Origin of the sequence: Mucilaginibacter tolerans (assembly GCF_030519375.1) — a bacterium.
In the GTDB taxonomy this organism is placed as follows: domain Bacteria; phylum Bacteroidota; class Bacteroidia; order Sphingobacteriales; family Sphingobacteriaceae; genus Mucilaginibacter.
This window is the reverse complement of sequence record NZ_JAUMKB010000002.1, coordinates 63462-77505: the sequence shown is the minus strand read 5'-3', so window position 1 is coordinate 77505 and position 14044 is coordinate 63462. Positions and strand designations below refer to the sequence as shown.

General features: G+C 40.9%; 11 protein-coding genes. 7 read left to right on the top strand and 4 right to left on the bottom strand.

Annotated elements, in window-relative coordinates; translation table 11 throughout:
* The first annotated feature begins 39 nt into the window (after positions 1–39).
* On the top strand, positions 40–1944 hold the full coding sequence (locus Q3A68_RS02895; RefSeq protein WP_302899527.1) for an OmpA family protein: 1905 nt from the start codon (positions 40–42) through the stop codon (positions 1942–1944).
* A gap of 110 nt (positions 1945–2054) precedes the next feature.
* On the opposite strand, the gene recQ is transcribed toward Q3A68_RS02895, so the two are convergent.
* Positions 2055–4250: a DNA helicase RecQ gene (gene recQ / locus Q3A68_RS02890; protein ID WP_489671727.1), complete on the bottom strand. Its 2196-nt coding sequence runs from the start codon at positions 4248–4250 to the stop codon at positions 2055–2057.
* 245 nt (positions 4251–4495) lie between these two features.
* Here recQ and Q3A68_RS02885 point away from each other — a divergent pair, with 245 nt between their 5' ends.
* On the top strand, positions 4496–5581 hold the full coding sequence (locus tag Q3A68_RS02885) for a mannose-1-phosphate guanylyltransferase (protein WP_302899526.1): 1086 nt from the start codon (positions 4496–4498) through the stop codon (positions 5579–5581).
* Between the two features lie 295 nt (positions 5582–5876).
* On the opposite strand, the gene rlmB is transcribed toward Q3A68_RS02885, so the two are convergent.
* Entirely contained in the window at positions 5877–6638 is a 762-nt protein-coding gene (gene rlmB / locus Q3A68_RS02880; RefSeq protein WP_302899525.1) for a 23S rRNA (guanosine(2251)-2'-O)-methyltransferase RlmB, read from the bottom strand.
* 290 nt (positions 6639–6928) lie between these two features.
* Between rlmB and dnaB the strand changes: the two genes are divergently transcribed.
* Positions 6929–8488, top strand: a complete 1560-nt coding sequence (dnaB, locus tag Q3A68_RS02875) for a replicative DNA helicase (RefSeq protein ID WP_302899524.1) — start codon at positions 6929–6931, stop codon at positions 8486–8488.
* 3 nt (positions 8489–8491) lie between these two features.
* On the opposite strand, the gene chrA is transcribed toward dnaB, so the two are convergent.
* Together chrA and Q3A68_RS02865 are read right to left on the bottom strand one after the other, a co-directional pair.
* Positions 8492–9691: a chromate efflux transporter gene (gene chrA / locus Q3A68_RS02870; protein WP_302899523.1), complete on the bottom strand. Its 1200-nt coding sequence runs from the start codon at positions 9689–9691 to the stop codon at positions 8492–8494.
* A 97-nt stretch (positions 9692–9788) separates the two neighbouring features.
* A complete protein-coding gene (locus tag Q3A68_RS02865; protein WP_302899522.1) occupies positions 9789–10127 on the bottom strand; it encodes a tetratricopeptide repeat protein in 339 nt (112 codons plus the stop codon).
* Positions 10128–10259: 132 nt separating this feature from the next.
* Between Q3A68_RS02865 and Q3A68_RS02860 the strand changes: the two genes are divergently transcribed.
* From Q3A68_RS02860 to Q3A68_RS02845, 4 genes are all read left to right on the top strand, one after another.
* A complete protein-coding gene (locus Q3A68_RS02860; RefSeq protein ID WP_302899521.1) occupies positions 10260–10997 on the top strand; it encodes an electron transfer flavoprotein subunit beta/FixA family protein in 738 nt (245 codons plus the stop codon).
* Between the two features lie 28 nt (positions 10998–11025).
* Positions 11026–12003, top strand: coding sequence for an electron transfer flavoprotein subunit alpha/FixB family protein (locus Q3A68_RS02855; protein ID WP_302899520.1), 978 nt, complete (start codon positions 11026–11028; stop codon positions 12001–12003).
* Between the two features lie 25 nt (positions 12004–12028).
* A complete protein-coding gene (locus Q3A68_RS02850) occupies positions 12029–12628 on the top strand; it encodes a bifunctional nuclease family protein (protein WP_302899519.1) in 600 nt (199 codons plus the stop codon).
* 148 nt (positions 12629–12776) lie between these two features.
* Complete coding sequence (locus tag Q3A68_RS02845) at positions 12777–14036, top strand: nucleoside permease (RefSeq protein ID WP_302899517.1); 1260 nt, start codon at positions 12777–12779, stop codon at positions 14034–14036.
* Positions 14037–14044 lie beyond the last annotated feature (8 nt).

The window sequence follows — 14044 nt, the reverse complement described above, 5'->3', positions numbered from 1 at the left end:
CGTAACTTCGGATATTAAATACCGTATTAATTACCTACAATGAAAGTTTTTTTCTTATCGGTATTTTTTTTATTCCTCTTTTTCTCTTTATCTGCCCAGGAAAGACAATACAGCACCACTAACGAGCAGGCAATAAAGCATTATGCTCTGGCTGGTCAGAATCTGGATGATCATATGTTTGATGAAGCTGTGGCTGAATTACTGAAAGCCATAGATGAGGATTCTAAATTTATTGAAGCGCGTGCACAATTAGCCGATGTTTACCGAAAGGAATGGAAATACAAGGAGGCGGTAGCACAATACCAACAATGTCTTAAACTCAACCCCGATTTTAATGAGTCCATCTACTTTAAGATGGGCGACTGTGAAATACATTTGGCTGCCTATGCTGATGCTAAACAACATCTTGAGAAGTATCTGACTTATATTGATCATCTGACACCGCAGAGCACTTTTTTAGCGCAAAAACTTTTAAAAGACTGCAATTTTAGTCTTGATGCCATTCAACATCCCGTAGATTTTAAACCGGTTAATTTAGGTCCAGAGATCAACACTGCTGATGATGAGTACTTCCCTGCACTTACTGCTGATGAAAGCACCATCATATTTACACGGAAAATTAACAGCAACGAAGACTTTTATAAAAGCGTTAAAGTTGATGGTAAGTGGCAAACAGCAACTCCTTTGAGTGATAATATTAATTCACCGAATTATAACGAAGGCGCTTTGTCGTTATCACAGGATGGCAAAGTACTGTTCTTTACCGGTTGCAATCGTCCTGATGGATTAGGTCGCTGCGATATCTATATATCGCAAAAGAAAGGTGAAGGCTGGAGCAAACCATTCGATATCACGCCTCCGGTAAACACACCGGGATGGGAGGCGCAGCCATCAATTAGCTCAGATGGCCGTACATTATATTTTGTGAGCAATCGAAAAGGTGGTTATGGAGGTTATGACATTTGGAAATCCACGTTAACGGACAAAGGCTGGGCGGAGCCAGAAAATCTGGGCCCGAATATTAATACGTCATTTGACGAACAATCACCCTTCATACATCCTGACGATAGTACGCTTTATTTTTGCTCAAACGGTTGGCCGGGATTAGGCGGAAAAGACTTATTTGTTAGCAGACTAGGGAAAGATGGCAAATGGCAAAAACCACAGAACCTGGGCTTCCCTATCAATTCCAGCGGTGATGAAAATGGGTTAACGCTTACCGCAAATGGCAATTATGCTTTCTTTTCGTCCAATAACTTGAATGGAGCCGGTGGCTTTGATATTTATGCATTTGAGCTTCCGCAAAAACTGAGACCACACCTGGTAACTTATGTAAAAGGCATTGTGGAGGATGCGGTGACTAAGCAGCCATTAGAGTCAGCCGTAGAGATAATTGATCTGGCAAGCGAAAAACCTGTTTTCCAGGACTACAGTTCGGAAGATAAAGGCGATTTTTTGGCCACACTCACAACTGGTCATAATTACGGCCTTAATGTTTCCAGAAACGGATATCTTTTCTATTCAGCAAACTTCTCCTTGATTGGGCATAATGATAAAAACCCATTTGATATACTTGCTTTACTACAACCTATCGCGGTGGGCAACAAAGTAGTATTGAAAAATATATTCTTTGATACCAATAAATGGGATATTAAGGATGAATCGAAAGCCGAGCTGAAGAAACTGATCGACTTTTTAGAATTAAACCCAACTGTTAAGATTGAAGTTTCCGGGCATACTGACAATGTTGGAACTGCACAATCCAACCAAATACTTTCTGAGAACAGGGCTAAATCAGTTTATCAGTATCTATTAGGCAACGGTGTACAGGCGGAGCGCCTGGTTTATAAGGGTTATGGTGAAACTCAACCTATTGCGCCTAATGACAACGATGAAAATCGAAGTAAGAATCGCAGGACAGAATTTAAAATTGTGGCGAAATAGTTATTCAGCGGTCAGGTTAACTGATTGTCAATTAATTATGCCGTTTGCAAATATAAAAAAGCCGGACTAAAAGATCCGGCCTCCCATTTTTATAGCTTTAAGCTTTCCGCTTAATTACCCATTTCGGACATAAACTTGATACGCATCAATTGTACTTCCTCGCGGGTATAGTCATCGGCACCAAGTTCAACCAAAGCGTCATCAATTGAGTCAATTTCGGCTGATTTAAAATAGTCAAATACCTCTTCCTGTTTGTCTTCATCAATTACTTCATCAATAAAGTAATTCAGGTTGAGTTTTGTACCGGAATTAACAATTGATTCCACCTCGCGCAATATCTCTTCGTAAGTGAGACCTTTTGAAGCAGCAATATCTTCCAGGTTCAAATGACGGTCGATATTCTGAATGATATAAACCTTAAGTGCAGACTTGTTGGCAGCACTTTTAATTACCATATCTACCGGGCGATCAATCTCATTATCCTCCACATATTTCTTGATCAGGTCAATAAACGGAGCACCGAACTTCATCGCTTTACCGGCTCCTACTCCTGATATTTGCTTCAATTCTTCAGTTGTGATAGGATAATGTGTACACATTTCTTCCAATGAAGGATCCTGGAATATGACAAACGGCGGAAGTCCTTTTTGCTTGGCGATCTTCTTGCGGAGGTCTTTCAGCATTTGCAGCAGTTCGGCGTCTAATGCCCCACCACCTTGTTTCGGCCCTTCCTCTGAGTCATCATCATCAGTAGCACCCATCGGCCTGTTCATGATGAAACGTATGCTGTGCGGGTTTTCAAGGAAGGAGTTTCCTATTTTTGTTAAGCGCAACAAACCGTACTGATCGATATCCTTAGATAGATAATTATTCAACACTGCCTGTCTTAACAATGAATTCCATAGATTTTCGCCTTGCTCCTTGCCTGATCCAAACGAATCCAACAAATGGTGTTCATAATTGTGGACCTGAGGATTATCATTACCCATCAATACACTAATGATATGGGCATCGTCAAACTTCTCACCAAATTGTTTAATCAGGCTCAATACCTTATGCAGATGTTCTTCGCCGTCAAAATGCTCTTTATGTGCACAGCAATTGTCGCACATATTATTGCAACCTGCTTCGTTAAAGTTCTCACCAAAATAATGAAGCAATTGCTTACGACGGCATACAGATGATTCCGCATAGTCGATTACTTCTTTCAATATTTGCGTACCAATCTCACGTTCAGACACTGGTTTATCCTTCATGAATTTCTGTAGCTTATCAATATCCTTTTCAGAATAAAAAGCGACACAAACGCCCTCACCACCATCACGTCCGGCACGACCGGTTTCCTGGTAATAACCTTCCATGCTCTTTGGCATGTCGTGGTGAATGACATAACGAACATCCGGTTTATCGATACCCATACCGAAGGCGATAGTCGCAACAATCACATCCACATCTTCCATCAAAAATTTATCCTGTGTATCGGCACGTACTTTTGAGTCCAGTCCGGCATGGTATGGTAAAGCCCTTACGCCATTCAGGTTAAGTGCTTCTGCTACTTCCTCTACCTTTTTGCGGCTCAGGCAATATATAATTCCCGATTTTCCGGTGTTTTGCTTTACAAATTTTACGATCTCCTTTAATACATTGCGCTTGGCTTTCACCTCATAAAATAGATTTGAGCGATTAAAGGATGATTTGAAAACCGTTGCATTGTTCATCTGCAGGTTCTTTTGAATATCCTGCTGAACCTTAGGTGTCGCTGTAGCAGTAAGGGCGATAATAGGAATATCATCACCTATGTTACTAATCACTTGTCTTATTTTTCGGTATTCAGGTCTGAAATCGTGACCCCATTCAGAGATACAGTGCGCTTCGTCCACTGCAACGAACGATACCTGGTTGAGTCTCAGAAAATCAACGTTTTCCTGTTTAGTTAATGATTCAGGTGCAACGTATAAAAGTTTAGTTTTGCCGCCTAGTACATCTTCTTTTACCCGGCCTATCTCAGCCTTGTTTAATGAGGAATTCAGGAAATGTGCAATGCTGTCAGAGCCGCCGAAGGCCCTCAATTGGTCTACCTGGTTTTTCATCAGGGCTATCAATGGCGAAATTACAATCGCTGTTCCGTCGCTCATCAATGCCGGTAACTGGTAACACATGGACTTACCCCCGCCTGTCGGCATAATTACAAACGTATCATTGCCTGCGAGGATATTGGTTATAATCGCTTCCTGTTCCCCCTTGAAATTGTCGAACCCGAAAAAGTTCTGTAGATTATCAAAAAGCGACCTTTTTGTTTCAATCATTATTCAACGTATCCTTAATTCTAATTTTAAAACTCAAAATAACAAATTTTTCTAAATAAACGGCGGGTTTTGTTTAAAATTTTATACAAAAATGATTTTTAAATGAAAACAATTTATTTTCTTGCTTCGTTTTAAAACGAATTAAACACAACTGTGCTTTATGTAATTTTATTTAGTATATTATTTACAGAATATTCTACATTTTTGCCGTTAGTTTGCAGCAATAAAATTCTTTAAAAACAAACATGAATAAAGACTACTATGCTATCATTATGGCAGGCGGTATTGGAAGCCGTTTTTGGCCGATTAGCAGAACATCACATCCTAAACAGTTTATTGACATACTGGGCACAGGCAAAACACTGATACAGAATACTTACGAACGATTTCTAAAAGTTTGTCCAAAGGAAAATATCTACATTGTTACCAATGAAAATTACCTTGATCTTGTAAGGGCACAGTTACCGGGTATAACCGATCAGCAGATCCTGACCGAGCCTGTGATGCGTAATACTGCGCCCTGTATTGCATATGGTTGTTTTAAAATTGAAAGCATTAATCCGAAGGCATCAATCGTCGTTGCACCATCGGATCACCTGATATTGGATGAAGCAGCTTTTATTACATCTATTGAAAAGTCGTTAAAAATTGCTTCAGAAAACCAATGCCTGATCACTCTTGGAATCAAACCCTCACGCCCAGACACCGGCTATGGTTATATTCAATACACCGATCAAATATTGGATGAAGACTTCCATAAAGTGAAGACCTTTACAGAAAAGCCGACCCTGGATATCGCCAAAACCTTTATTCAAAGCGGTGATTTCTTATGGAACGCGGGTATTTTCATTTGGTCAGCTGATGCTATTCTGAAGGCTTTCAGCCGTTACCTGCCGGAAATGAATGAAATATTTGCCGAGGCCCGTCCGGTCTACAATTCCGATAACGAAAGGAATCACATTCATAAGACTTATCTACAGTGCACCAATATCTCTATTGACTACGGAATAATGGAGAAAGCAGACAATGTGTATGTGTTACCCTCAGAGTTCGGCTGGTCTGACCTGGGTACCTGGGCATCGATTTACCAGCTTGCAGAGAAAGATTATGTAGGTAATGTTGTGATTCCTTCAGAAAAAGTGATCATGTATGATTCGTCCAACTGCATGGTGAACGTGCCAGGCGAAAAACTAGTGGTTTTACAAGGCTTGCATGATTACATCGTTGTTGAATCTAACAACACCTTACTCATCTGCCCGCGTGACCAGGAGCAAAATGTAAAGCAGGTTGTTGCAGATGTAAAAGCCAAGTTTGGGTCGAAGTATATTTGAGTTTTTAGTGGTTGAAGACCAGTAACATGACTTTTAATTAATCTATGTTATACATTTAACAAAATGGATTGCTATCTATTTAATGAGTAGAGAATTTTTCTTTGCTAAGTAATTAAATATCAAAGTCAATACTAATAAGATTATAATGGTTAGTCCAAAAGTTAAGTTAGTTTTCGTCGGTATTTTATGCCCGCTCCCCTGAGCCGTAATGAAGAAAAGTACAGTTATGGTCAATAATAGAATTAGAAATATTCAAATAAGTTTACTCAGCATTTTTGTTGTAAATAATTGGTGATTAATTCATCCTTTGTCTAATTGCTTCATAAAGAATAATTCCGGTAGAAACTGACACATTCAGCGATTCGATTTCACCAAACATTGGGATTTTAGCTAAATGATCTGATATGCGGATGATCTCATTGCGAATACCATCCTCTTCAGAGCCCATAATAATGGCAGTTGGCGAGGTATAGTCAGGTTTGTAGATATCATCGTTAGTCTTTTCAGTGCAGCATACCAGTTGCAGGCCCGATTCCTGCAGAAAGCGGACGGTTTGCATAAAGTTATCGTGTCTGCAAACCGGAATTTTGTATAATGCGCCAGCTGAAGTTTTTATACCATCAGCATTAATCTGTGCAGAGCCTTTAGCGGGTATCACAACAGCATGTACACCGGCGCATTCTGCTGTACGGGCAATGGCGCCCATGTTGCGTACATCGGTAATGCCATCCAGCACCAAGATCAAAGGAGTCTCCCCTTTTTCAAATATTTCGGGAATAATATTTTCAATCTTCTGGTAAATAATAGGCGAAATAACAGCAATCACTCCCTGGTGATTCTTTTGAGTAATACGGTTCAATTTTTCTACGGGTACCTGTTGACCGATAATTCCGTATTCCTGCATCAGTGTCTTCAGTTCATTCAACAAGCCTCCGCCGATGCCCCTTTGTATGTATAGCGACTCGATTTCCTTGCCCGAACGAACCGCCTCAATTACAGCACGGATACCAAAAACCATTTGATTATTTTCTCTGCTTTCCCTGTTATTATAAGCCATTATTTTTGATTAATTGAAGGGGTAAAATTAGCCATATTAATTGTATTGCAACGAGGTTAAAATGTATAGCAATTTTTACCAAATTTTTAAAGTACTAGTGGCAAGTTCAATTTACTAACAAGTATAAATAGTGGCTGATTTACAGCGGGAAATTAAATTTTTCAACAAATCATTGTTAATTAATTATTTACAAATTATTTAATTGTCTATTGCTTTGGCGTTTCATAAGATCTTAAAAAAAAGATTTTAACGTATAAGTAAATCGTGATTTTTTCGTATACTTTTGGGTTATGATTCTGGAGAACGATAACCCTTACAACAAGCCCACTACCAATGAAAGACGCAGCAGAATTAGTAACCCCACACCCTACACCGGTCTCGGTAAGCTGCCGCCCCAGGCAATCGATTTGGAAGAGGCTGTTCTTGGAGCATTGATGCTCGAAAAGGATGCCTTATCCTCTGTGATCGACATACTTAAGCCCGAGGTTTTTTACAAAGACAGTCATCAGAAAATATTCAAGGCCATCAGGTATTTGTTTGAGAAAACATCGCCCGTGGATATTCTTACGGTGACGTCCCAATTGCGCCAGCAAGGTGAGCTGGAAATGATAGGTGGTGCCTATTATATCACCGAGCTCACCAACCGTGTGGCTTCAGCAGCCAATATTGAATTTCACTCGCGTATCATCATTCAAAAATTCATTCAACGTGAATTGATCCGCATTTCGACAGAAGTGATCAATAATGCTTATGAGGATACTACTGACGTTCTTGACCTGTTAGATAAGGCCGAGAAAAACCTATTCGATATTGCCCAAAACAACCTCCGTCGCGACTCGCGAAAAATGGATGACATTATGCACGAAACCCTGAAGGAGATCGAGGCATTAAAAGATAAAAAAGATGGCCTTACCGGCGTGGCCTCTGGTTTTACTGACCTTGACAGGATGACTTCAGGTTGGCAGCGTTCCGATTTAGTGATAATCGCAGCTCGCCCGGCGATGGGTAAAACTGCCTTTGTGTTGAGCTGCGCACGTAATGCAGCTGTTGATTTTAACCGTCCTGTTGTGGTGTTCTCGCTGGAGATGTCATCAATACAGCTGGTCAATCGTTTGATATCTGGTGAAACAGAAATTGAGCAGGAAAAGATTCGTAAAGGGACATTGGAAGAATGGGAATGGCAGCAGATACACTCTAAAATAGGCAGGCTTGAGCAGGCGCCACTCATTATAGATGACACTCCGGCACTGAATATTTTTGAATTCAGGGCAAAATGCCGCCGTTTAAAATCACAACATGACATTCAATTGATCATCATCGACTACTTGCAACTAATGCAAGGTAAAAGCGATGGTAAGGGCGGCGGCAACCGTGAGCAGGAGATCGGTAGTATATCACGTGCATTGAAATCTGTGGCAAAAGAATTGAATGTACCGGTAATAGCCCTGTCGCAGTTGAGCCGTGCGGTGGAAAACAGGCCAGGCGCCTCTAAACGACCAATGTTGTCCGACTTACGTGAATCGGGTTCCATCGAGCAGGATGCGGATATGGTGTTGTTCCTCTACCGTCCGGAATATTACGGCATGACCGAGGATGAGAACGGCAACCCGACAAACGGCGTAGGTGAAGTTATTATTGCCAAGCACCGTAACGGCGAGACAGGAACTGTACGATTGAAGTTTGTGGGCAAATTTGTGAAATTCCAGGATTTGGATCAGGGTGGAACATTCCTGCCCCAAGGTACTCCATTCACAGGCTTAACCCCTTCGCAGGAATTTGATAAACCAAGCAATTTTATTATTCGACCATCAAGAGCAAACGAGATTGATGATGATGACGCCCCGTTTTAACGATCAAAATATTAGTCCCAATACCACCCCGATAATAATAACGATCGGGGTTTTTACTTTGGTAAAATATAGCAGGCAAAAAGATCCTATCATTAATACATAAGCCAACCAGTCGGTTCCAAAGGGCCTTACCAGTAATATTAGTGCCGTAGCCATAAAACCTACCGCGACAGCACTGATACCGCTCAGCGAATTACGGATACGGGTTATCTTTTTTAAGTCTTCCCAAAATGGCACGATAAATAATATCAATATCAATCCCGGCAGGTTTATACCTATTACTGCGATGACACTTCCAAGAATTTGCCCCCATAAGCCAAAGCCTTTATTACCCAGCGTCATGCTACCAATAAATGAGGTAAAGGAGAATGTAGGACCGGGTAAAGCTTGTTGCAAAGCAAATCCGGAGAGGAATTCAGAAGCTCCCAGGTAGTGCTTTACTTCAACAAACTCGGTATACATCAGCGGAACAAGTACCTGTCCCCCACCAAAAATCAGAATTCCGTTACGATAAAAGTTTTCGAACAAACGTATAGGTAAACTGAAAGGTGATGTTTGATTGATAATAGCACCCAGTGCGGCAAAGGCCAATAGAATGCCTATAAAATAAGCCACCTTATTGGGGTTCACATTGGCAAACAGGCTTACCCGTAGCTCACTTTCCTGTGGTTGTGTTTCTAATGCGGAGGAAATGATCCCTCCTAACAAAACCAGGATCGGGAAGGCATAGGCATTCTGCAATATCAATGTAGCTATCAATGAACCTATAGCCAGCATAGTGGTCACCTTGCTCTTCAGAAATTTTGTGGCAAAAGTATACGCTGCATAAGCAACTATGCCCACCGCAATAGGTTGCACGAAGCGCAATATCTCGGCAAACCGGGCATGTGTCAAAAACATTTTATAACTGATAGCCGCTATACCCATAATTACGGCCGAAGGCGCTATCCATATCAAAAAGGTAATGATAGCCAGCCTCAGCCCTCCTACTTTCCATGCTATACCAACCAGCGTTTGAGTGGATGATGGACCGGGCAATATCTGGGCTAATGCGTTCAATTCCATCAACTCCAGTTCGGTGATGTAGCGGCGTTTCTCAACAAACTCGCGTAGCAAAATGGCTATATGCCCCTGCGGCCCGCCAAAGGCAGTGAAGGTGTAGATCAGCACATCACGGATAAACAGTAGTTGACGTTTCCTCATTAGTTCATTGGTTCAATTGTTCACTGATTCATTGGTCTTCTTTTATAATCAATTTGCATTACTAATAAACATAATGCTCCCTTGAACTAATGAACATTCAATAGTCATCATCTTCGTTCGAGCCGGTCGCTTCACGGTATACAGCCTGCAATTCCGAAAACGCATGATTGTCCCTTTTTCGTTTAGCCGTTTCCATTCCTTTCTCATAGGTGCCTATTGCATCTTCTTTGCGGTTTAGGGCTTCGTATAATTTCCCAAGGTGATAATAGGTTCCCACATAATCCGGGTGATTTTTTACCAGGTTCTCATAATACCACAATGCTTTTTCAGTATCATTGAGCCTGAGGTACTCGGTGGCCAGGGCATATTGCAGGAATTCATCGTTGGGTTCATTTTGTAAAAATTCCAACAGCTTTTCTAATCGGCTCAACTGCATTTTAAACTCTCTCTTTTTTATCTAAATTTGCGAAACCTATTTCATGAAAACCTTTTTGTGTGTTCATGAGTAAAAGAATAAAACCATAACACACATTGTAAAGATCATTTGCCAATTAAAACAAATAGCCTGATGAAGATACTGGTATGTATAAGTAATGTTCCTGATACGACGACAAAAATAACTTTTACCGATAATAACACCCAATTTAATGCAAACGGCGTTCAGTTTATCCTGAATCCTTACGATGAGATTGCATTATCACGGGCAATTGAGCTAACAGAAGGTGGTAAAGGATCAGTTACTGTGATCAATGTTGGTGAGGCCAATACCGAAGCTACCATTCGTAAAGCATTGGCTATCGGGGCTGATGATGCAATCCGCATAAATGCAAAACCACATGATGCCTGGTTTGTAGCTTATCAAATTGCACAATACGTGAAACAAAATCCATTCGACCTGATTTTAACAGGAAGGGAATCGATTGATTACAATGGCTCAAAAGTGGCTGGTATGCTGGGTGAACTTTTGGATATTCCATCGGTATCTATCATCAAAAAGCTTGATGCAGATGGTGACAAAGCCACAGTAGAACGTGAAATTGAAGGCGGTAAGGAAGTATTGGTAATACCCTTCCCATTTGTTGCGGGCACGGCTGAAGGTGTTGCCGAGCCCAAAATACCAAATATGCGTGGTATCATGTCGGCGCGTACAAAACCGTTGAATGTTGTTGAAGCTACCGAGGTAAGAAATAATTCAGAAATACTCGGCTATCAAACCCCTGCTCCACGCGGACAGGTGAAGCTGGTAGCTGCCAATGAAGCAGAAAAATTGATCGGTTTATTGCACACCGAAGCCAAAGTGATATAAATAAATAGTTTTACGAACCGGATCATATATGTCAGTTTTAATTTATACAGAAAATGCAGAAGGCAAATTCAAAAAGTCAACTTTTGAAGCCGTTTCTTACGCTCGCGCAGTTGCTGATCAAACTAACACCAGCCTTGTTGCCATTTCTATTGGCGATGTAGCCAATGACCAGCTCAGTCTGCTGGGCAAATACGGGGCCGGTAAAGTACTTACGGTATCAAATGCTCAGTTAAAGAATTTTGTTAATCAGGCTTATGCATCAGTTATCGCTTCGGCAGCCAAAAAAGAAAGTGCTGACATTGTGGTTTTATCCAACTCATTTTCCGGGCGTGGATTAGCGCCGCGTATCGGTGTTAAACTGGATGCTGGTGTCGCCGACGGCGTAGTGGCCTTACCAGAGATAGCAGGTGATAAATTCACTGTTAAAAAAACCGCATTCTCGGGCAAAGCATTTGCTACCGTTCAACTCACATCATCAAACAAAGTAATTGCTTTAGTACCAAATTCTTATCAGGTAGTTGAAAAACCAGCAGCCGGGGCTATCGAAGCTTTTTCTGCGGAAACTAAAGAATCCGACTTTAAGGCAATGGTCAAAGAGATCGTTCGCTCAACCGATAAAGTTTCTTTACCAGATGCTGAGATAGTGGTTTCAGGCGGTCGTGGATTAAAAGGTCCGGAGAACTGGGGAATGGTAGAAGAACTGGCCGAGCTATTGGGTGCAGCAACAGCCTGTTCGAAGCCCGTTTCAGATGCCGGATGGCGCCCACATAGCGAACACGTTGGCCAAACTGGTATAGCTGTCAGTCCAAATTTGTATATTGCAATTGGAATTTCGGGCGCTATACAACACCTGGCAGGCATTAGTTCATCCAAAGTGATCGTGGCAATAAACAAAGATCCCGAAGCACCTATTTTTAAAGTAGCTGACTATGGGATAGTTGGCGATGCATTTGAGGTAGTGCCCAAATTAATCGCAGCAGTAAAAGAATATAAAGCATCAGCATAAATAAGAATCAGTGATGGGTAACAATATGAAAAAAATCAAGCTGGATATCGTGGGGCTATCATACAGCCAAACACAATCCGGCGCTTATGCACTGGTTTTAGGCGAAGTAAATGGCCGCCGAAGATTGCCAATCATCATAGGGAGTTTTGAAGCTCAGGCAATTGCTATTGAAATTGAGAAAATGACCCCAAGCCGGCCGCTTACGCATGATCTGTTCAAGAATTTCGCACAGGCTTATAATATCACTATACAGGAAATTATTATCTATAACCTGGTTGATGGTATATTCTATGCTAAACTGGTTTGTTCAGACGGCAAAAAAACGATAGAGATCGACGCGCGTACTTCCGATGCTATTGCGATGGCAGTTCGCTTCGATTGCTCTATTTATACTTACGAATTCATTCTTTCAACAGCAGGTATCGTAATCGAAGGCAACGATTTTGTTTATCTCGAAAACATGAGTGATACTACCGAAGAAAAAGCCGTAACTCCTACAACAAGCGGTTATGCATCATTAAGTACCGATGAGCTTAAAAGTAAACTCCAGGAAGCTCTATCAGAGGAAGCTTACGAAAAGGCGGCCAAAATAAGGGACGAACTGAACCGCAGAAAAGCATCCTGATACTGAGATATTAGATTTGAGGTGTGAATCCACTTTTATTTATTTAATACTAATATCCATTCATCGTCTTTCTGATTCTGTGTTTATTTCATTATTTTTCAGCTTTTGATCTCAATAGTTATGGCTTTCAACAAAACCAGGGCACTTTATGAATATTAAGTTCCGCTTAATACTGATGAACTTCATGCAATATTTTGTGTGGGGATCATGGCTTCTTACAGTTGGAGCTTATTGTGATCACACCAAGCATTGGACATTTACAGAGTTTGGAGCTATATTCTCTACGATGGGGTTTTCAGCCATTTTTATGCCTGCAATTACTGGCATATTGGTTGACAGAGCGATAAATGCTGAAAAACTTTATGGGATCATGCACATATTGGGCTCAATTATGCTATTTACACTGCCCCTTGCGTCCAACCCCTCGGCTTTCTTTTGGCTCATGTTTCTAAACATGATATTTTATATGCCAACGATATCGCTTTCTATCACTGTTGCTTATTCTGCCTTAAAAAGGAAAAATATTGATATAGTGAAAGACTATCCCCCAATACGGACATGGGGCACAGTTGGCTTTATTGTGGCTTTGTGGACCATAAGTCTTACACACAATACAACATCTGCAAATCAATTTTATATTTCCTCCGCCATTGCTTTAGTACTTGGCGTGTATTCATTTACGCTTCCAAAATGCCCTCCTATTGGGAGGCATACAAGTAAAAAATCATTTGTAAATCTCTTAGGGTTAAAAGCCTTTACTTTATTTAAGGAACCCAAATTTGCAATTTTCTTTATCTTTTCGATGTTATTGGGTGCTGCTTTACAACTAACAAACGCCTATGGTACAGACTTTCTCAATGGATTTAGCAGCATGCCTATCTATAAAGATACCGTGGCAGTAAAGCACCCTGCCATTATTATGTCAATCTCGCAGATATCCGAAACAATGTTTATACTGGCGATTCCATTCTTCCTGCGAAAATTTGGCATCAAATACGTAATGTTATTCAGTATGCTAGCCTGGGTACTGCGTTTTGGTCTTTTTGCATTTGGCGATCCTGATGGTGGCCTGTGGATGATCATATTGTCTTGTATTGTATATGGAATGGCATTTGATTTCTTTAATATATCAGGTTCTTTATTCGTAGAAACTCAAACTACACCAGAGATAAGGGGCAGTGCACAAGGGCTGTTCATGATGATGGTAAATGGTTTCGGTGCGGTATTTGGCAGCCTGACAAGCGGAATATTGATCGACAAGTATTTTATATTAGCTGACCATAACAAAAACTGGCATGGCATATGGCTTACTTTTGCTGCTTACGCCTTAGTTATAGCTGTCGTGTTCCCTTTTGTTTTTAGATATAAACATACTGCTACATTACAACGAGTTACGCAACACATCTAAAAAGACAC